This window comes from Bergeyella cardium, assembly GCF_009914665.1.
Classification (GTDB): Bacteria; Bacteroidota; Bacteroidia; order Flavobacteriales; family Weeksellaceae; genus Bergeyella_A; species Bergeyella_A cardium.
In genome coordinates this window covers 745226-764960 of sequence record NZ_CP029149.1, presented here as the reverse complement: position 1 = coordinate 764960, position 19735 = coordinate 745226, and the positions used below count along the sequence as shown (strand labels likewise).

22 protein-coding genes and 1 tRNA gene are annotated in these 19735 nt (G+C 39.9%); 15 read left to right on the top strand and 8 right to left on the bottom strand.

Features of this window, described 5'->3' with window-relative positions:
- Nucleotides 1-75: 75 nt before the first annotated feature.
- Together ctlX and DBX24_RS03485 are read left to right on the top strand one after the other, a co-directional pair.
- Nucleotides 76-1002: a citrulline utilization hydrolase CtlX gene (gene ctlX / locus DBX24_RS03490; RefSeq protein WP_120488358.1), complete on the top strand. Its 927-nt coding sequence runs from the start codon at nt 76-78 to the stop codon at nt 1000-1002.
- A gap of 2 nt (nt 1003-1004) precedes the next feature.
- Nucleotides 1005-1724, top strand: a complete 720-nt coding sequence (locus DBX24_RS03485) for a hypothetical protein (RefSeq protein ID WP_160223997.1) — start codon at nt 1005-1007, stop codon at nt 1722-1724.
- A gap of 34 nt (nt 1725-1758) precedes the next feature.
- On the opposite strand, the gene DBX24_RS03480 is transcribed toward DBX24_RS03485, so the two are convergent.
- The 3 genes from DBX24_RS03480 to pepT form a co-directional block, all read right to left on the bottom strand.
- Nucleotides 1759-2553 carry a DUF2797 domain-containing protein gene (locus DBX24_RS03480; RefSeq protein WP_160223996.1) on the bottom strand — a complete coding sequence of 265 codons (795 nt, stop codon included), beginning with the start codon at nt 2551-2553 and terminating at the stop codon, nt 1759-1761.
- Between the two features lie 104 nt (nt 2554-2657).
- Nucleotides 2658-3413: a Rossmann-like and DUF2520 domain-containing protein gene (locus DBX24_RS03475; protein ID WP_160223995.1), complete on the bottom strand. Its 756-nt coding sequence runs from the start codon at nt 3411-3413 to the stop codon at nt 2658-2660.
- Nucleotides 3414-3482: 69 nt separating this feature from the next.
- On the bottom strand, nt 3483-4742 hold the full coding sequence (gene pepT / locus DBX24_RS03470; RefSeq protein WP_160223994.1) for a peptidase T: 1260 nt from the start codon (nt 4740-4742) through the stop codon (nt 3483-3485).
- Nucleotides 4743-4866: 124 nt separating this feature from the next.
- Between pepT and DBX24_RS03465 the strand changes: the two genes are divergently transcribed.
- From DBX24_RS03465 to DBX24_RS03450, 4 genes are all read left to right on the top strand, one after another.
- Nucleotides 4867-5715, top strand: a complete 849-nt coding sequence (locus DBX24_RS03465) for a hydroxymethylglutaryl-CoA lyase (protein WP_160223993.1) — start codon at nt 4867-4869, stop codon at nt 5713-5715.
- A gap of 28 nt (nt 5716-5743) precedes the next feature.
- Nucleotides 5744-6364, top strand: coding sequence for a TetR/AcrR family transcriptional regulator (locus DBX24_RS03460; protein ID WP_260392837.1), 621 nt, complete (start codon nt 5744-5746; stop codon nt 6362-6364).
- 213 nt (nt 6365-6577) lie between these two features.
- Nucleotides 6578-7540 (top strand): outer membrane protein assembly factor BamD, encoded by a 963-nt coding sequence (locus tag DBX24_RS03455; RefSeq protein ID WP_120488365.1) that lies wholly within the window; start codon nt 6578-6580, stop codon nt 7538-7540.
- A gap of 51 nt (nt 7541-7591) precedes the next feature.
- Nucleotides 7592-7918 (top strand): DNA-directed RNA polymerase subunit omega, encoded by a 327-nt coding sequence (locus tag DBX24_RS03450; protein WP_120488366.1) that lies wholly within the window; start codon nt 7592-7594, stop codon nt 7916-7918.
- A gap of 116 nt (nt 7919-8034) precedes the next feature.
- Here the strand turns inward: DBX24_RS03450 and DBX24_RS03445 are convergent.
- The 3 genes from DBX24_RS03445 to DBX24_RS03435 all read right to left on the bottom strand — a co-directional run bounded on the left by DBX24_RS03445 (nt 8035) and on the right by DBX24_RS03435 (nt 10598).
- Nucleotides 8035-8108, bottom strand: a tRNA-His gene (locus tag DBX24_RS03445).
- Between the two features lie 36 nt (nt 8109-8144).
- Nucleotides 8145-8867, bottom strand: a complete 723-nt coding sequence (gene bshB1 / locus DBX24_RS03440; RefSeq protein ID WP_160223991.1) for a bacillithiol biosynthesis deacetylase BshB1 — start codon at nt 8865-8867, stop codon at nt 8145-8147.
- A gap of 69 nt (nt 8868-8936) precedes the next feature.
- Nucleotides 8937-10598 (bottom strand): tetratricopeptide repeat protein, encoded by a 1662-nt coding sequence (locus DBX24_RS03435; protein ID WP_120488368.1) that lies wholly within the window; start codon nt 10596-10598, stop codon nt 8937-8939.
- Between the two features lie 332 nt (nt 10599-10930).
- Here DBX24_RS03435 and nusB point away from each other — a divergent pair, with 332 nt between their 5' ends.
- The 3 genes from nusB to yajC are packed head-to-tail and all read left to right on the top strand — an operon-like array spanning nt 10931 to nt 12662.
- Nucleotides 10931-11839, top strand: coding sequence for a transcription antitermination factor NusB (gene nusB / locus DBX24_RS03430; RefSeq protein WP_120488370.1), 909 nt, complete (start codon nt 10931-10933; stop codon nt 11837-11839).
- Nucleotides 11840-11851: 12 nt separating this feature from the next.
- Nucleotides 11852-12319, top strand: coding sequence for a DUF1573 domain-containing protein (locus DBX24_RS03425; protein ID WP_120488371.1), 468 nt, complete (start codon nt 11852-11854; stop codon nt 12317-12319).
- Nucleotides 12320-12326: 7 nt separating this feature from the next.
- On the top strand, nt 12327-12662 hold the full coding sequence (gene yajC / locus DBX24_RS03420) for a preprotein translocase subunit YajC (protein WP_374210832.1): 336 nt from the start codon (nt 12327-12329) through the stop codon (nt 12660-12662).
- A 60-nt stretch (nt 12663-12722) separates the two neighbouring features.
- Here yajC and DBX24_RS03415 read toward each other — a convergent pair whose 3' ends face one another.
- Together DBX24_RS03415 and DBX24_RS03410 are read right to left on the bottom strand one after the other, a co-directional pair.
- Nucleotides 12723-13196, bottom strand: coding sequence for a hypothetical protein (locus tag DBX24_RS03415; RefSeq protein WP_120488373.1), 474 nt, complete (start codon nt 13194-13196; stop codon nt 12723-12725).
- A 24-nt stretch (nt 13197-13220) separates the two neighbouring features.
- Nucleotides 13221-13649 carry a DUF6646 family protein gene (locus DBX24_RS03410; protein ID WP_120488374.1) on the bottom strand — a complete coding sequence of 143 codons (429 nt, stop codon included), beginning with the start codon at nt 13647-13649 and terminating at the stop codon, nt 13221-13223.
- A gap of 158 nt (nt 13650-13807) precedes the next feature.
- Here DBX24_RS03410 and DBX24_RS03405 point away from each other — a divergent pair, with 158 nt between their 5' ends.
- The 6 genes from DBX24_RS03405 to eno all read left to right on the top strand — a co-directional run bounded on the left by DBX24_RS03405 (nt 13808) and on the right by eno (nt 19460).
- A complete protein-coding gene (locus DBX24_RS03405; RefSeq protein ID WP_120488375.1) occupies nt 13808-14203 on the top strand; it encodes a hypothetical protein in 396 nt (131 codons plus the stop codon).
- The gene (locus DBX24_RS03400) at nt 14203-14619 is read left to right on the top strand and encodes a type II 3-dehydroquinate dehydratase (RefSeq protein ID WP_120488376.1); all 417 of its coding nucleotides are present in this window, start codon (nt 14203-14205) and stop codon (nt 14617-14619) included. Before DBX24_RS03405 ends, DBX24_RS03400 begins: the two co-directional genes overlap by 1 nt.
- A gap of 73 nt (nt 14620-14692) precedes the next feature.
- Nucleotides 14693-15676 carry a pyruvate dehydrogenase complex E1 component subunit beta gene (locus tag DBX24_RS03395; RefSeq protein WP_120488377.1) on the top strand — a complete coding sequence of 328 codons (984 nt, stop codon included), beginning with the start codon at nt 14693-14695 and terminating at the stop codon, nt 15674-15676.
- Between the two features lie 214 nt (nt 15677-15890).
- Nucleotides 15891-16130: a hypothetical protein gene (locus tag DBX24_RS09385; RefSeq protein WP_245957160.1), complete on the top strand. Its 240-nt coding sequence runs from the start codon at nt 15891-15893 to the stop codon at nt 16128-16130.
- 70 nt (nt 16131-16200) lie between these two features.
- A complete protein-coding gene (locus DBX24_RS03390; RefSeq protein ID WP_245957161.1) occupies nt 16201-17970 on the top strand; it encodes an outer membrane beta-barrel protein in 1770 nt (589 codons plus the stop codon).
- Between the two features lie 197 nt (nt 17971-18167).
- Nucleotides 18168-19460, top strand: a complete 1293-nt coding sequence (gene eno, locus DBX24_RS03385) for a phosphopyruvate hydratase (protein WP_160223990.1) — start codon at nt 18168-18170, stop codon at nt 19458-19460.
- Nucleotides 19461-19735: the final 275 nt, after the last annotated feature.

The following is a 19735-nucleotide window of genomic DNA, read 5'->3' as shown; positions in this document are numbered from 1 at the left end:
CAAGTAAACCTGTTGATTTTTAGTTTTATTATTTTGATTTTCTTTTCTACTTTTGCCGAAAATCGTTTAAAAACTATGCAGACAACAGATACTGTACTGATGGTAGAGCCCATTGCATTTGGCTATAATGCTGAGACCGCTAAAAACAATTACTTTCAGGTAAATTCCGAAAATGATAAAACCCAAGAAAAAGCATTGGTTGAATTTCAAAATTTTGTTTCCAAACTCAGGAGTAGGGGAGTAAATGTAGTGGTGATAAAGGATACCCTAAAACCTCATACGCCAGACTCCATCTTCCCGAATAATTGGGTGAGCTTTAATAAAGAGGGTAAAGTATTCCTCTACCCAATGTATGCTCAAAACAGGAGAGATGAGAGGCGAAACGATATCTTTGAACTCTTGAAAAATGAGGGCTTTCAGATTAATTCTATAGAAGACTGGTCTACCTACGAAGCAGAAAATATATTTCTGGAAGGCACGGGAAGTATGATTTTTGACCACGATTATAAAATCGCTTACGGTTCTGTCTCCCTCAGGCTTGATGAGGCTTTATTCAGAAAATACTGCGAGAGTATCGGGTATAAGCCCATAGTTTTCCATTCTTTTCAAACGGCAAATAACGAGAGGCTCCCTATCTATCATACCAATGTAATGATGTGCGTGGCGGATAAATATGTAGTGATTTGCTTAGACTGCATAGATGATGAAGCAGAAAGAAAGCAAGTGGCAGACACCATTCTCTCCACCCATAAAGAGATTATTGAGATAACGGAAGCTCAATTGCAGCAGTTTGCTGGGAATATGCTCCAAGTGCAGAATACTGCAGGAGAAAAGTTTTTGGTGATGAGCCAGTCTGCTTATCGGTCTCTCTCGCAAGAGCAAATTCAGAATATTGAAAAGTATAACGAGATTATCTACTCCGACCTTAATACCATAGAAACTAATGGCGGAGGGAGTGCAAGGTGTATGCTCGCAGAAGTCTTTTTACCTAAATCATTATAACGATGTCTAAATCTATTCAGGTAGGGATAGACCATATCCTATCAAGGGCGTTTTATTATTGGAGGAAAACCTTGCTGTATCAGTTTCTTTCATCGGTTATTTATTTTTCTATACTTTTAATTGTCATTCTTTTCTTTGCCGAGAAGTATGGCATCCTCGATGAGTACATCAGGATTATTAATACCTATAATAATGACAGGGTGCAGTTGCAGGAAGATTTAATAAAACTCTCTCAAACTTCCGAATATCTCCATCTTGCACTTATTATATTGGGGGTAAAGGCTTTCCTCTTTCCGTTGCAGATAGGGCTGCTCCATATTTACAGGAAGATAGACTTGAAAGAGAAATATACCGCCTCTGATTTATTTATCGGCTATTCGGGGGTTAATTTCTTTATATTCGCGGGCTATTATTTATTCTGGTATATGCTCTTCTCTTATGGCGCTCCGTTTGTGTTTTTATCGGTGCTTTGGGTATTGCTTACGCTGTTTTCTGCGCCACTTATCTTCTTTATGAAGCAGCCTTTATTTAGAACCATAGGAATAAATCTTAAAGTGATGAGGGTATATTTCATTCCTGTAATCGTATGCCTCTTGTTTTCGTTGGTGTTCAGGTATTCTGGAGCGCTGGTATTCGGTGTGGGGATATTGCTCACTTATTTCTTTTCCACGGCTGTCGTCTATAGCTTGTACCAAACCTTATTTAAGGAAGTGAGAGAATAAAAAAAATAAAAGACAATTGCTACGATTGTCTTTTTTAATGGATGTCTATTTCTATAACAAAACCTTCGTGATTGCGGATATTGATAACTCCTCCACCTTCAAAAATGAGATATTGGCCTTTTATTCCTTTTAAAATGCCACCGAACTCCCCTTGTTTCTCGAGGCTGATGGTCGTAACTTTCTCTACAGGCTGATGCGGGAAATGAATGCTTAGCACCTCGCTATTGGCTAAATAGAACTTTTGAGAATCCTTCGGGAGCAGGTCTTTTATCTTCTCTCGCACGGCGTATAGGTCGGTTTCGTCATTGTTTCCCTCGGCGAGCATTTTTCGGTAATTGGTTTTGTCGCTCAGGTGTTTTTTTAGTTCTACTTCTATTATTCCTGCTTCGTAGCGGTTGTTTGTGCGGGCTATGGGCAGGGCGAGTGTAGCGCCTTGGTCTATCCATCGGGTGGGGGTTTGGCTTTCTCGGGTTACGCCTACTTTTACTCCCCCCGTGTGGGCGAGATATACGATGTGTGGCTGCAGCTGTATCTCTTTTTCTACTGCTAAATCTCTGTCCTCAATCCCCAAATGTGCGGTAGATAGCTCTGGGCGAATGATGCTCTCGCCTGCATAAGGGCTCTCGAAAAAGCACTGCTTGCAGAACCCCATACTGAATATTTCTTTGCTCTCCCCACAGTTTAGGCATTGGTAGCCTGTATGTTTTATTAGGATTTCTCTCTCGAGGAGCTGATTGATGCAGAGGAGATTTCCGGATAGGTTGAGGTAATACTGCACAGGCTCTGCGAGTACCGTGCTCATTTTCTTGACTTGTCCCGATAGTTTCATTTTCTTCTATTGAAAAGCAAAGATAAGTGAAATGGTGAAAATTTTTTAGTTGCAAGTATCTATTAAGGTACTATGTTGTGGATTGAAAAACCAGTAGAAATTAATTATTTATTGTTCATTGCCAGAATAGATTGCGAGAGGGTTTCGTAGAGGAGGAGATGGCTGGGAAGGGAAGCGAGGAGCTGCTTTTGGAGGCTAAGGGTAGGAATATCATTTCTAATCGCTGGGCCTGTCTGTGCTTGTTTGGGTTCTAAGATGTGGATTTTCTGCACCGTCTCGTCTATAAGCGGCAGGAAGTATGAAAAGGGTATGCTTTGGCTGTCCGAAATCTCTTTGGCTTTGGTAAAAAGATGATTGGTAAAGTTGCAGGCAAAAACCGCTGTAAGGTGGATGTATTTCCTCTTTTGGTAATCGGCAACAGCTACTTTATCCGAGATTTTAAGGGCGAGGCTTTTGAGTATTTCTTCATCGCTTTTATGCTCGGCTTCGATGAAAAAAGGAATCTGAGAATAGTCTAAAGCTCGGCTTTTGGAGAAGGTTTGGAGGGGGTAGAATACACCTTTCCTGTAATTGCCTTGTAGGCTCTCAAGAGGGAGCGAGCCCGCAGTATGGACGACAAGCGCATTGGGATTCTTGGGAAGTTTTGAGACCTCAGTTACTGAACTGTCGGAAACCGAAATAATATACAGATCTGCATCCGCAAGGGTGGTAGTACTGGTTGGGATATCGAGCTCGGAGGAGATTTGCGCCAAGCGCTCAGCATTTCTCCCAAAGATTTGGATGATATCAGTGCTGGACTGCTTTAATGCTTTTGCCAAGTGATAGGCTACATTTCCCGAGCCTAAAATAACGATTTTCATAAGAGTATTTATTTTAAATGATGCGAAAAAACTCCCCTTCTATGAGAGGAGTTTTCTTAGGTTGGCTTATTATCTTTTCTTAACTGCTTTAGCAATATTTACGATGACTTTTACCGCTTTCTCCATACTTTCTAATGGAATATATTCATAAGGTCCGTGGAAGTTTAGCCCTCCAGCAAAGATATTTGGGCAAGGGAGCCCCATATAGGAGAGGGTAGCTCCGTCGGTTCCACCTCTTATGGCTTTTATCTTAGGTTCTATGTTGGCGTCTTTCATCGCTTGCTCGGCGATGTCTATAATGTGCATTTTGCCCTCAAACTGTTGCTTCATATTTCGGTACTGGTCTTTTATTTCGAGCTCTGCAGTGCCTTCACCGTATTTTTTATTAAAGTCTTCTACCTTCTGTGTGAGGAATTGTTTCCTTTGTTCAAACTTCTCAGCATCGTGGTCGCGGATGATGTATTGCAGCTTGGCTACCGAAGTCTCGGAGGTAAGTCCCGTAAGGTGGTAGAAGCCCTCGTAGCCTTTTGTGGTGGCAGGAGTTTCATTCGCTGGGAGAAGCTGGATAAACTCTGCTGCGAGTAGGGAAGCATTTAGCATTTTACCGAAAGCATAACCTGGGTGCACGCTCAGCCCGTTGATTTTTACCACAGCACCTGCGGCATTAAAGTTTTCGTATTCGAGCTCGCCTACTTCGCCTCCATCCATAGTATACGCCCATTCGGCACCGAATTTCTCAACATTGAAAAGATGCGCTCCTCTGCCGATTTCCTCATCGGGATTAAAGCCTACGGCAATTCTTCCGTGCTTGATTTCGGGGTGGGCAAGGAGATATTCTGCTGCAGTTACAATCTCTGCTATCCCTGCTTTATCATCTGCGGAGAGCAGGGAAGTGCCATCTGTGGTGATGAGCGTTTGCCCCACATAGTCTTTAAGGCTTTCAAACTTTGAAGGAGAGAGGGTAAAGCTCGTTTCTTTATTAAGGAGGAGGTCTTGTCCATTATAATCGTTCCAGATGAGAGGGTTTACTCCTTTTCCATTGAAGTCTGGTGAGCTGTCATAATGCGCAATAAAGCCCACCACAGGCTCATCATCATTCTCTAAATTAGAAGGTATGAAGCCAAAGACATAGCCGTGCTCATCAATAGATACATCGGACAGCCCGAGCTGTTTCAATTCCTCGTGGAGGAGGTGAGCCATATCCCACTGCTGAGGGGTAGATGGGCAGGCTTCATTCTCTGGGTCTGAGGTAGAATATACTTTTACATAAGTGAGGAAGCGGTTCAGGAGCTTCATTTTCCATTCGTGATTGAATTCTATTGTCTGCATATTGTTAATTTTTGAAATTATTTATCGTTGATAACTGGATTGAGGTAACAAAATTAATGTTTTTAAGCCATTATTAGGGTATTGGCAAAAAAGTTTTATATTTAGACGGCTAAAATTAGAGGAGATGCTACTAGCGGAATGCCCGAGAGATGCTATGCAAGGCTGGAGAGAGTTTATCCCCACCCAGCAGAAAATAGACTACCTGAATGCGCTGATGCAGGTAGGCTTTGATGTATTGGACTGTGGCAGCTTCGTCTCCCCAAAGCTCATTCCTCAAATGGCGGATACCTCTACCGTTTTGGAGAATATAGATAAGTCTGCAGCTAAGACCAAAGTATCGGTTATCATTGCCAATCTTAAAGGTGCAGAGCGGGCATTAGAACACTCAAAAGTAGATGTCTTGGGTTTTCCTTTTTCCATTTCAGAAACCTTCCAGTTTAGAAATACAAACAAGAGGCAGGAGGAGGCATTTAGCCAGATTATACAAATACTCCAAGATACTCAGAGGGCAGGGAAGGGGCTGAGGGTTTATCTCTCTATGGCATTTGGAAACCCCTATGGAGAGCTGTGGAAGTCAGAAGATATTTATTTTTGGGTAGAGCGGTTGAGCGAGATTGGAGTTCAGGAAATCCTCCTCTCTGATACCATAGGGGTAGCAACGAATGAGAGTATTAGATTGGTATTCTCAAGGATTATCAATGCTTTCCCTTCTATAGTCTTTGGGGCGCATTTTCATACCAAATACGAAGAATCTTATACTAAGCTCAAAGCAGCCTATAACCAAGGTTGCCGAAGTTTTGATACGGCGATTAAAGGCTTTGGAGGTTGCCCAATGGCAAAAGACCAGCTGGTAGGCAATATGCCCACAGAGCAAATGATTAACTTCCTGATGCGCGAAAAGATAGAGCATAAGCTCAATCTCCTCAACTTTGAAGCTGCTTATAACAAAGCAAAAGATATTTTTCACTTTTAAATATATCCGAGATTTAATAGCAATGCAGATGACATTTACAGATAAGCAAATAAAAATATTGGAAGCCGCCGAAGAGCTTATTGCAGAGAAAGGCTTTGAAGAAACCACCGTTAGAAACATTTGCCAGAAAGCGAACATCAATGTAGCAATGATTTCCTATTACTTCGGTTCTAAGGAGAAGATGCTCACCTACCTCTACCAGTACAGGGTTCAGAGAGCTAAAGAAACCTTTGCGGAATTTGCTCATACCATTAAAGAAGGTACGCCCCAAATGCAAGTAAAGGAAGTGATAAAGTTTATTATCGGGCAGATGTTTAAATACAAATACTTCCACGGTTTTGTAAAGCAGGAATTCCGAAATACAGAGCTGATGGATGAGGAGCTGCAGGACTTTTATACGATAGTAGTAGAGAAATTAAACCAAATCATAAAGCAAGGTATAAGCACTGGTGTTTTCCTCTACGCGCCAAATGCAGAAGACCTCCTCACGATACTTATAGGCAGTGTGCTTTTTGTCATTAGGAATAAAAGGTTTTATGAGCAATACATCCCACAAGCCACCGAAGAGAATTTCCTCTCCGAAGCAGAAATCAAAATACGACAGAGCCTCTACCAAACCATCTTCTTGCAGTTGGGGTATAAGCAGTAGGTAATAAGCCTTAGGCAGTAGGCTTTAAGTTGTATGCGTTATAAACAGTCTATAGCTAGAGATGTAATCACAGCGCGGCAGGTACTTACTACGAACTATCGCACACTGCTAATAGCTAATAGCCAGCCACTGCTTACCCCCTAAAGCCTATGGCTATATAATAAAAAAATCATATTTTTGCATCTTATTAAAACAATTTTGTATTACTGATATATGAAGAAGTTCAGTATAATACTTCTCGTAGCCTTAGGGCTTTCGTCTTGTAATAACAGGATGAACCAAGCAATGAAAAGCGCTGATAAGGATTTTATTCTTGAAACGGCGAATGAGTATTTTGCTAAGAAGAAATGGGGCAAGGCGCTCTCGCTCTACGATAGATTGCCAAATTTAGTAGCAGGTACAGATGATGCGCCTAATGTGGTGTATAATTCTGCGTATGCGAATTATTATCAAAAGAATTACAGGTTAGCAGGGCATCAGTTTAAGAATTTTTCAGCCTCTTATCCAGATGATGCAAGGCGTGAGGAAGCCTCTTATATGGCAGCACTCTGCTATTATGAAGGCTCTTTGGATTATAATTTAGACCAGACGAATACAGATTTGGCGATTAATGAGCTTCAAGACTTTATTAATAAATATCCTAATTCTGAGCGCTCAAAAAATATCAATCAGCTAATAGAAGAGCTAATGTATAAGCAGGAGTTTAAAGCCTATGAAAATGCAAAGCAGTATTTTAAAATGGGGCTTTATAAATCTTCTGATATCGCTTTTGAGAATATATTGGAGGATTTCCCCGCTACGAAACTCCGCCCTAAGATTTATGACTATATCTTAAAGTCTAAATATGAACTGGCAGTAAATTCTAAATTTGATTTAAAGAAAGAAAGATTAAATAATGCAGAGGCCTATACCAAGTTTATTGAAAAAGAACTCCCAAATACTGAATATTCAAAAACGGCAGTGGCTTTAAGAGAGAAGTTAGAAAGAGAAAAAGAAAAGTTTATAAAACTCGAAGCAGAGGTAGAAGCTCATAAAGCAACGGTTTTAGAAAAACAAAAAGCCGAACAGAAGAAGCAGGAAGAGAAAAAAGCCGAGAAAGAGCAGAAGAATCTAAGCACTAAAGAAGAAGTGAGTACGGAGACTAAAAGCTCAACAACTTTCAAGATTAGAAGATAATATCTATCTTTGCAAAACTTTTTTATTTAAAACTTAAATAATACACTTACAATGAGTGCGAAAGATTATAAAGCAGAAATTACAACCATTACTTACGACAAGAATAAAATTGAGGAAAAGGTAGGCTCTATTTACGAGGCTATCGTGATTATGGGGAAAAGAGCAGAGCAGATTAATGCTAATATGAGAGAAGACCTTCGTAAGAAACTCGAAGAATTTGCAGACCATAATGGCTCTTTGGAAGAGGTTTTTGAAAATAGAGAGCAGATTGAGATTTCAAGACATTATGAGAAGCTCCCTAAGCCTACTTCCTTTGCTATTGAAGAGTGGCTTAATGATAAAATCTATTTCAGAAAGAGAGATGATAAGCAATCATAAGCGAATAGAATAAAAAGATAAAAAGCTGGGATATAATGTATCTCAGCTTTTTTTTGTGGAGGAAATCATTTATCAATAAAAAAAAGAAGCCTTAAAATTTAGGGCTTCTTTTTTTGGGTGACTGATCGGGATCGAACCGACGACCTTCAGGACCACAATCTGACGCTCTAACCAACTGAGCTACAATCACCGTTTTGCGAGTGCAAATATAATATTTTTTGTATAACTACAAAATTATTCCATCAAAATTTTTTAATGCTAAGGTTTTTTCTACGGTAAAACCTTCGGCATAAGTTACACCCGATAGTCGCCCTAAATCCTGAGCTCTGTAAGTAAGACTTTCTAAAAAGTCTTTTGTAGCGATGGGTGTCATTGGTTCGTTTGAAGATGGGTCGTAGAACTGCGTTTTGTAGGCAAGGCAGGCTTCTATTTTTTTATCTATGAAGTCCGAGATGTCTATTACAAAGTCAGGAGTTATGTTTTTCCATTGGATGTAATGAAAAACCTGTTTTGGTCGCCAGAAGGTTTGTAGGTTTCCTCCGTCGTCTAAGGTTTTAATTTTAATCAATCCTGAAAGGAAGCAGGCGTCGGAAGCTAATTTTGCTGCTTTGGCGTGGTCTGGGTGCCTGTCGTCTATCGCATTTGCAAAGACAATTTCGGGTTGGTATTTCCTTATCATTTTAATGATGCGAAGCTGATATTCTTCAGAATTTTGAAGAAAGCCATCTTTCATCTTGAGGTTTTCCCTTGCAGATACCTCTAATATTTTCGCAGCATTAGCAGCTTCTTCTTTTCGGGTCTCGGCGGTACCACGAGTTCCTAATTCTCCCTCAGTAAGGTCTATAATTGCAACTTTTTTACCTTCGGAGATGAGCTTTGCAAGTGTGCCTCCACAGCCTAATTCTACATCGTCTGGATGGGCACCTATGGCTAAAATATCTACTTTCATAAGGGTTGTTTTTTAATGAATGGATAAAAAAACTTCCTCACAGGGAGAAAGTTTTTTACAGTGTTTAATCTATTTATTTAATTGCTTATTCGAACTATTCAATTGTTGATTCAGGTTTATAGCATCTTGATAAGTACGGTTGAGCTCAAGAGATTTATCAACATAGGCTTTTGCCTTTTGCTGATCGGAGTCTTTTACCATATATGCTACTGCAAAATAAGCGTAGGAAAGAGGCTCTTTGTTGGCAGCTACTTCCGCAGGAGTTATTTTTGAGATATAATTCTCATAGGAGAGTTTTGCCATTTCATTGTTTTTCGCTTGCTGATAAGCATAGCCCTGGCTGTAATAAGCAGGAGCCCAGTCTGGGAGCAGATTAATCATCTTCTGCCAAGTAAATGCGGCACCATTCCAGTTTTTTACATTTTGGTAAGCATTGGCAAGTTTAAATAACGCATCTGTATCCTGAGGATTGGCAGCTACTTTTTTCTTTAAGTCCTCAATCTCTGGTGAGGAAGGTCCAGCGTTGGCAGCAGCTTCATTAGCAGCAGAAGAGCCAGAGAGTTTTATGAGCTCTTCATCCCATTTGAGGGTGGTGTCTTTTGCATTTTTAGCAATGGCAATTTTTGCTTTTGACTCGGTTAAGAGTTGCTGTTTTTTAGCTTCGTCTTTCTCGTCTTTTGCCAAGCCTGCATCTATCAGCCCTAAAAGCCCTTGGTCGCTGGGTTGTATTCTCTCTTTCTCTGCTTTGGAAATGAAGTTCTCCATATTTTGCTTTGCAGAGGCATACTCTCCATCTGCGTAGTCTAAGTAGGCTTTGAGTTTGAATTTGATTACATCATCTACTTTGTCAAACACCTTATTGAGTGTAGCTTTGGAGTTCGTATAATCTTCATTAGTAAAGAAAAGTTTAGCGATTTCAAGTTGGGTATAAGGGTCTTCATCTGCGTATTTAGCATAGTTGATGAGGTCTTGAGTCGCCAATTGGTTCTGCTGGTATCTGATGTCATAAGCCGCTTTTACTTTGTATACAGGAGCGTAAGACGGGTCGGCAGAAATCGCTTTATCGATGTTCTGCTTTGCTTGTTGCCACTGCTGAGCTGCCATCCACAGGGAAGCCATACGGGTAAATACAGAGGCTTTGTTCCTAGCTACTGAAGCAGCATTATCATAGGCAGTCATTGCTTTTCCTGCATCTTTTTTAAGCCTGTAAGCATCACCGAGAGTGTAGTAGAAGTGAGCAGGTATGCCGTTTTTCTGAGCCTTCTCAATTGCCTTGTTGAGGTAGTCTATCGCTAAGTCAGGCGCATTGTTTTTCTCATACATTGTAAGGGCTTCGGCAGCTCTGTAGAGCACTTCGGTGTCTTTTTCGCGAGAGTCTTTTACGATGTTTTGTATTTCTGTAATGGCAGATTTATCTCCTTTCCCGAGTTTGATGCTCGCAAGACCGATTTTATTCAGATAGTTTTTGGAGTTGATTTCCAGACCTTTTTTGAAGTATTCTTCGGCTTTAGAAAAATTGGGTTCAAACTGTGTGATGTAGGTATTACCAAGGTAGAAATAGTTATCTGCATCTTTTGGGGAAGAGGAAATCATTGTATTATAAATTTCTCTTGCTTTCCCGAATTTGTGGCTATCCACATTTTGAATTCCTTCTTGTACGCTCTGAGCAAAACCGAGGTGGAATAAGAATCCTGCGGCTGCTGTAAGGGCAATTTTCTTTGGTAATTTCATTGTGAAGTTTTTTATTTAACGAGCGCGAATATATGAAAATATCATTCCAAGATAAAAAATGACCATTAATAATTGTGAATTGGCCACCAAAATAAAAAGTGAGCCAATTAATAGTTGTGAATTGGTCGCCAAAATAAAAAGTCGAGCAATTAATAGTTGTGAATTGGTCGCCAAAATAAAAAAGCGAGCAATTAATAGTTGTGAATTGGTCGCCAAAATAAAAAATCGAGTAATTAATAAAAAATCATATACGAATAAAAAAGTTACTGACAGCTCGGTAAGGGAGTTTATTAAAAAATGATATCTTTGCCGGCATTAAAAAAGTTCTTTGAATGTTAGGAAGAAGACAAATTAGGGAAAAAGTAGTGATGGCAGTCTATGCCTATTTCCAAAATCCAATACAGTTTAGTACACTGGAAAAGAATATGTTTACAGAGATTGAAAAAATTTTTAATCTCTACATTTATGAGCTGAATTTTTTGGTGGGCTTAAAGCAACTGGCAGAACAGCAATTGGAGATCGGCAGGAATAAATTCCTGAAATCTGAAACCGAGCTCAACCCCAACCGAAAATTTATAGACAACCGAGTGCTGGAACAGCTGGAAGCTAATACCGAACGCCTTGTATTTACAGGCTCTCACCAGGATTTGAAATGGGATTTGCACGACGATCTCCTCGTAAAAACTTTCCAAAAGATAGTGGCAGGCAAACGATATAACGACTATATGAAGTCTGCAGAAAACTCTTTTGAAGAGGACCAGAAATTTATCGGGAAGCTCTTCCTAAAATATGTGGCAGAGAATAGCGATTTCCATACTTATGTAGAGGACCGGGAGCTCTCTTGGGCAGATGATATACATATCGCAAACTCTATGGTGCAGAAAACCCTTGGCTTTATGAAAGAAGATGAGGCTTCTCATACGCTGATCAAAATGGTAAAAGACGACGAAGACCGCTCATTTGCATCAAAAATGCTGAGAGATACCCTCAACAACTTGGAAAATACGGAGAAAAAATTAGAAGAACGACTCCTCAACTGGGAGCTGGAAAGAATCTCCACAATGGATAAAGTGATACTCAGTGTAGCGATTTCGGAGATAGATTCCTTCCCGCTTACGCCGAGTAGAGTGATTATCAACGAATATATTGAAATATCAAAAGTCTTCTCCACAGACCGTTCCAATATATTTATTAATGGAATATTGGATAAATACATAAAAGATATCAATAGAATAGTTTAATTATTATATAAAATGAAAAAATTAATTTTAACGATACTTTGTTTAGGATTGCTCAGTGCTTCCGCCTGCAAAAAGGAAGAAAAAGTAGAAATGGACAGCTCCGAACTTATAGAGCAAATGGTGCAGGAAGAAGCTGAGGTTAATGATATGGAGCAACCTTCCGAGCTTACTTCTCTTGCGCTGTCTGAAAACAGCCACGATTTCGGTGATGTGAAAAAAGGCGAGAGCGTAGAGCATACTTATGAGGTTACCAATATTGGAAATAACCCACTTGTGATTTCTAAAGTAGTGCCAGGCTGTGGTTGTACAGCGCCAGCTTATACCCAAGAGCCCATACTCCCTGGAAAGAAAGGGCAGATTACCCTAAAATTTAATTCCTCCAATTTTGAAGGAGCACAGCAAAAACAGGCGCAGATTTTTGCCAATGTAGAGCGCTCGCCTATTATGATTAGTTTTACAGCGAATGTAATTAAACCTTAAATATTAAATAAAAATGTTATCTATATTACAAGCACAGCCAGCGGGAGGCGGAGCACAGATGATTTTCCTTTTTGTAGCGTTTATCGCTTTTATGTATTTTGTGATGATTCGCCCACAGATGAAAAAGCAGAAGCAGGAGAAAACCTTCCAAGAGTCATTAAAAGTAGGGAGTAGAGTGGTTACCACCTCAGGGCTCCACGGGAGAATAGCCCAGATACAGGAAGATGGTGTAGTGATAGAAACCCTTTCTGGAAAGCTGAAATTTGAAAAGGCTGCCATATCCAGAGAATATACACTCGCGAGATTCCCAGAAGCAGATCCAAAAGCTGAAAAGAAAAAATAAAAAATAAACACCGCTTTAAATTTTAAAGCGGTGTTTTGATTTAATGTTAAAAGTAAAAAGTTATTTAAAAGCATATTTAAACCCTATGCTAAATCTTCCTGCAATGAAGTTAGATTCTTGCGAAAGGTTCCACAAAGGTTTCCAGTCAAAGTGCATTGCAAGAGGAGCACTTGGGATTTTAAATTCTAAGCCCACTTGCGGTCTAAGAGCGAATAATGCATTGCCTCCACCTTTTGGAAAAGAAATATTAGGTCCGATACCCACATACCAAGCCAGACCTCTTGCACCAGGTATAGGCTCGTTATAGGTATAGTTTACTCCAATAGATGCAGAGATACCCTTACCGAAGAGGAGCTGACCATCAAGAGCACTGTTTTTATTAAAGAAGTGTTTTACTTGTGGCCCTACATATGTACCTCCATCTCCCAAGTCTATATTAAGCCCCAAAGAAGTTCTGTAAGACTGTGCCTGTACATTAGAGATGCTTAGCATCCCGAATAGCGCGATAGCTACTGCAAAAATGTTTTTTTTCATAATTTATAATTTTTTAAAAATTTTCTATAAGTTAATGGAAACGCCTATGCTTCCGTTATTTCCTATTTCGGCAAAGGCTCCAAATTTCTCAGTGAAGTAATACCTCACGCCTAAATGTACACCTAAACCGAAAGAATTACCCAATACACCTATATCTGCACCAGGATAAATATCTAATTGGTCAGAAAGTTGGAGTGCATCTTGAAGGTGGAAATTTACTCTCCCGAAAATAAAAAAATCGTTATCTTTCTTATTATCAAAGTAGAGATTAAGACCTCCACCTACGGAAATAAGGTCGGACAAGCCATAATCATAAGTTCCCGTAATTCCTACTCCATTACCCCAGGCACTGAAACCTGCTTGTGCTTTTTGGTCTCCTGCGCCATTCCATGCTTGGCTATGAAATAATTGTGCCATAAAAAACATAGCAAGGCTTATCATTACCTTTTTCATTATATCTGAATTTATAAATCCATTAACAGAATTTGTATAAGTTTAGTATTTTATCTGAATAATTTTTTTGTTTAAAAATAGTATTCTTTATTATCTAATGCTAAAAATAATCTTTCCTAAATTTGCGAGTTGAGTATGATAAATTTTTTATCGAATAAATGAATTACTGGCATATACAGCTTCATCCCAATAAGATGAATTGGGGAGTAGAGGAAATCAGGAATATACTGTCTCAAAACCTTATTGGGTGCAGTGGAAAGCCCATTGCAGAATTTTATAAAATTCAAAAAGGAGATAGGGTACTCGTGCGCCATGGAGCTAAAGTGATCGCATTGGTAGAGGTAATAGGCAGTCCTAAAACTACTCCTGAAAGCATAAAAAATGAATGGATTTGGTTTACGGACTGCTGCGAGGTAGAGGTATTAGCCTATTGCGAAAACCTCTCTGTAAAGGGAAAAGGCTGGTATTTACCAACGACCCTTCAGCAGATTAAGAAGAGCAATGAAACGGCTCATAGTTTTATAGAAAATTTGTATAACGAAATATCTAAATAATGAAAATACTCATCGCAAATGGTGCAAACCTTAATCTTTTGGGTAAAAGAGAGCCCGAAATATATGGCAGTACGACTATGGAGGACTACCTCGCACAGCTGAAAGACGAGTTTCCACAGCACGAGATTCTCTATTTTCAGTCTAATGTAGAGGGGGAGCTAATCAACCGACTACAATCTGAGGATTTTGATGCTTTGGTGATTAATGCTGGAGCTTTTACTCATTATTCTTATGCGATTGCCGATTGCCTTAAAAATATCTCTAAACCCAAAGTAGAAGTGCATATCAGTAATATCTATCAGCGAGAGGAGTTTCGGCAGAAGTCTGTAACCGCAGCTTATACCGATGCTTTGCTCTCTGGATTTGGTCTTAGGGGGTATTCACTGGCTGTGGAGTATTTGGTAGCAGAGCGATAAATTTATTTTTCGTCTTAAGACTTACCATTAAATATAAAATCATTACTTTTGTCCCTAAAATTTTAAGAAAATTATGGCAGAATATACTTTCCGTGAAGTGATTGCTCAAGCAATGAGCGAGGAAATGCGTAAAGATGAATCCATTTACCTTATTGGAGAAGAAGTAGCAGAGTATAACGGAGCTTATAAGGCTTCCAAAGGTATGCTTGATGAGTTTGGACCTAAGAGAGTAATAGACTCTCCTATTGCTGAGCTCGGTTTTGCGGGTATCTCCGTAGGTGCAGCGATGAATGGTAACAGACCTATTGTAGAGTTTATGACTTTCAACTTCTCTCTTGTGGGGATAGACCAGATTATTAATAATGCTGCGAAAATCCGCCAGATGAGCGGTGGGCAGTGGAATTGTCCAATCGTATTTAGAGGGCCTACGGCATCTGCTGGTCAGCTCGGTGCTACGCACTCACAAGCACTTGAAAGCTGGTATGCCAACTGCCCAGGTCTGAAGGTTGTAGTACCTTCTAACCCGTACGATGCAAAAGGCTTGCTTAAATCTGCTATACAGGACAATGACCCAGTAATTTTTATGGAATCTGAGCAGATGTATGGCGATAAAATGGAAATCCCAGAAGAGGAATACTACCTGCCACTTGGTAAAGCAGATGTAAAGAGAGAGGGTACGGATGTAACCATCGTTTCTTTTGGTAAGATAATGAAACTCGCACTACAAGCAGCGGAAGATTTAGCGAAAGAAGGTATCTCTGTAGAGGTAGTAGATCTTAGAACTGTACGCCCATTGGATTATGATACTATCCTCAACTCTGTGAAGAAAACCAATAGATTGGTTGTATTGGAAGAGGCTTGGCCTTTCGGTTCTGTGGCTTCTGAGATTACTTATATGGTACAGCAAAAGGCATTTGACTACCTTGATGCACCTGTTAAGAGAATTACAACGCCAGATGCGCCTGCGCCTTATTCTGCAGCATTGTTCGCAGAGTGGTTCCCAAAATTGGAAACCGTGAAAGATGCCATAAAAAAGGTACTTTATGTAAAGGCATAATAAGGATTTTAAATATTAAACAAAGGAAAGTCTCAGCAATTTTTGTTGAGGCTTTTTTATGCTTTTAGCTTGGCTTAATGAAGCAAGCACTCTTTTTTATTTAACTGATAATTTATATTTATTCTACGATGTTTTTTTGTAACAATGGGGGTGTTTAATGTACCAATTAGCCAATAATACTATTAATTCAATTTTATTTTATAAACTTATTTATATGAAGAAAACTATTGTTATTTTATCATTGCTAAGCGCAGGAATATTTTATGGGCAGGAGAAGGATAGCCTGTCCTTACCATCTAAGGAGATACAGGAAGTTCTCCTAAAAGCACAGAGAAAGAAACAGTATGCTGATAAAGCAGTGTATTCGTTTGACCAAGACGCGATAAAAAGCGCTCGGCATTCCAAAGATTTACTCGTAACGCTTCCAGAGCTGAAGCACGACCCCGCTGTCTAACAAGATTGCCAGTATAAAAGGAGGTACCGTACTTTTTCTTATTAATGGGATAGAGGCGAGCGATGCACAGTTGCAGTCCGTACAGCCAGAGAATGTGGTAAAGGTAGAGTATTTTGATATCGTCCCTACCCGATGGGAAGGCAGAGCGGAGACCCTCGTAAATGTCATTACCCGAAATCCCGAGCAGGGGCTCAGCTATGGTGCAGATGTATTTGGGGCATTCAGTACGGGTTTCTTAAATGCAACAGCCTACTTTTCTCATACGCGTGGGAAGCACGATTTTGGGCTGGAATATGTTATTTCCCTTAGAGATTATAACAACCGAAGATATGATAATACCTATGAATATCTGCTGCACGGAGACCGATACAAATCTACCAAAGTACTGAGAGACCACTTCGGATATACCTACCAAGATGCAGCTTTCAGATATACCTTTGTGCCTTCGGATAAGCAGACTTTTCAGGCAAAACTCATCTTTAATAGAATGGATGCTTTCAGTAAAGGGAATGGTGACAATACTTTTGAGCAGGGGAGTATTTCTACGCAGGATAAAATCTATGATTACAGCTCTCAGCATAACCTAAAACCTACCTTAGACCTCTATTATAGCAATAAGCTAAGCAAGAAAGATGAGCTTATCTTTAACCTTGTAGGCTCTACCTATAATAATAAAACCTACCAGGACCAGAGAGAGTGGGTAGCTTCTACTGGGGTAGATATTTTTAATAACAGAATGTACCTTACCACGAATCAGTCCGCTTTTGTAGGGGAGGTAGTCCATCATCATTCCTTTCAGAAGATGAAGCTAAGCTCTGGCTATAAAGTTGCTAATAACCATATCTCTAATGACCTAAGCAATCTTGCAGGGGATAGTGAGTACAGTGTAAATTATTTCAGTCAGTATTTCCATACGGAGCTCAGTGGCTGGCTTGGGAAGAAATTCGCTTACCGATTAGGTGCGGGACTTATGCACATCCACAACCGAAGTGAGAAAGAAACTTTTAATGACTGGACTTTTACCCCAAGGCTCGTTCTCCACTATAAACTGAATGCACATAAGAGCCTAAGGTTTAATTCCTCCATCTTCCCTGGTTCGCCTTCCAGTGCGCAGCTCAGCTCTAATGTTATCAATGTAGTTCCCAATATCATAAAAACAGGGAATCCTTACCTTAAATCCAAAACCACTTGGAGAAATAGCCTTACCTATTCCTATAATTCCAAGTATCTTGATGTGAATGCCTCACTCTCTCATATTTTCATCAATAATGCAATTGAGCAGATGTATATATACGATGCTCGCTTTAATAGCTATGCGCTTACCTATCAGAATGCTGATTATCATCAAATCTTGAGTGGAGAGATTTCGGGTGCTATCAAGCCTTTGGGCTCAAAGCTCCTTACCATCAAAACTGCTCTTAAGCCTACCTCCGAGAGCATACTGCTGGCAAATGGTAATAAAAAGACCAATGAGTTTATAGGAAACACCTTCACCCTTTCTTCTCAGTACAAGAACTTCTTTTTAAATTACGAGTTTAATATCCCTGTCTACTCCATCGGAGGAGCATTCCTCAATACCAATGAGAACCAGAACCACCTTATTCTTGGCTATTCTCATAGAAACTGGATGTTCAAAGCTGCCCTTCTCTTCATCGGCACCCCTTCTGAATATAAAACCAAAAGCCAAGAAGGTAGCCTTGTAGATTATATGGGACATACCCGTATTTTCAATAATAAAAATATGCTGAGCTTTGGTATAAGCTATAACTTCTCACGAGGGAAAAAGACAGATATTGATAAAAAAGTGGAAAATGAAACCCCAGAATCTGCAAACTTCTAAGAGGGAGGCATTGCCTCTTCCTTTACTGGGGTCTCTAACCCTAATAGCAGTGCTTTATTTAAGGCATTGCTTTTTTGTAGATAATTTAAGAGCGTAATCTTAATTAATAAAAGAGATAATGTCTCAAAATTTTAAGTAAAAAAGAAGGCTAAGCCCTCTAAAATGTTTAAATTTGTGAGCAGTAAAAATCAAATACTATGAGTTATATTTCATTTATTGAAGCAAGACAGATTTTAGATTCCAGAGGTAACCCTACTGTGGAAGTAGATGTGTTTACCGAAAGTGGTGCAATGGGTAGAGCTGCCGTACCATCAGGGGCGTCTACTGGCGAGCACGAAGCTGTAGAACTAAGAGATGGCGGTAACGAGTACCTCGGCAAAGGCGTACTGAAAGCCGTAGAAAATGTACGAGAGGTAATAGCCCCAGAAATTGTGGGGATTTCTGTTTTTGAGCAGAACCTTATCGACAGTATTATGATTGAATTAGATGCTACTCCAAACAAGGGAAACCTCGGAGCAAATGCTATTCTCGGAGTCTCTCTCGCAGTAGCAAAAGCAGCAGCAGCAGAGCTAAAACTCCCGCTCTATAAATACATCGGTGGGGTAAATGCTAAAACCCTCCCTGTACCGATGATGAATGTGATTAATGGAGGCTCACACTCCGATGCACCTATCGCTTTCCAGGAGTTTATGATTATGCCAGTGAAGGCAGATTCTTTCTCCCACGCATTGAGAAAAGGTACTGAGGTGTTCCATAGCCTGAAATCTATCCTGAAAGCTAGAGGTCTCTCCACTGCGGTGGGAGATGAAGGAGGCTTTGCTCCAACTTTTGACGGTACAGAAGATGCCCTCGATACCCTGCTAAAAGCAGTGGAAAAGGCAGGCTACAAACCTGGGGACGATTTTATGTTTGCCCTTGATTGCGCTTCCTCCGAGTTCTACAAAGACGGAATCTACGATTATAGAAAGTTTGAAGGCGATAAAGGTGCCCATAGAAGCCGTGAAGAGCAAGTGGATTACCTCGCTGAGCTTACCAATAAATACCCTATCATCTCAATAGAAGACGGTATGCACGAGGATGACTGGCAGGGCTGGAAGCTCCTCACCGATAAAATCGGTAGCAGAGTACAGCTCGTAGGAGATGACCTCTTTGTAACCAATGTAGAGCGACTTTCTAGAGGGATAAAAGAAGGTGTAGCCAATTCAATCCTTGTAAAAGTAAACCAAATCGGTTCGCTTACCGAGACCTTAGATGCGGTTCAGATGGCGCAGAACAATAGATATACTTCAGTAATGTCTCACCGCTCTGGTGAAACCGAAGATGCTACCATAGCAGACCTCGCTGTGGCGTGCAATTGTGGACAAATCAAAACAGGTTCGGCTTCTCGTTCAGACCGAATGGCGAAATACAACCAACTCCTAAGAATAGAAGAAGCACTCGGAGATACCGCTGTATTCCCAGGTCTTGATGCCTTTAAAGTGAAAAGATAGTTTCATTTTTTTAAATTTTTAAATTATTATTAGAAAGCCTCGCGTATGAGCGAGGCTTTTTTAGTTGGGTTTTATAAGGGAAAATAATTGTGATTTGTTAAATGTTCTATCAAATGCTTTTATAGTTCGTTTTCTGTTTTGTAGTTAATAAGCAGTGGTTTGTGAATGTTTTTTTGAAATGTTTTTTTAGGGAATTTTAAATGTTGGAAACTTGTTTTGTTAAATGTCTCATATCCTAAGTTCCTCCCCATACAAGATTAAATTTATTCAGTAAG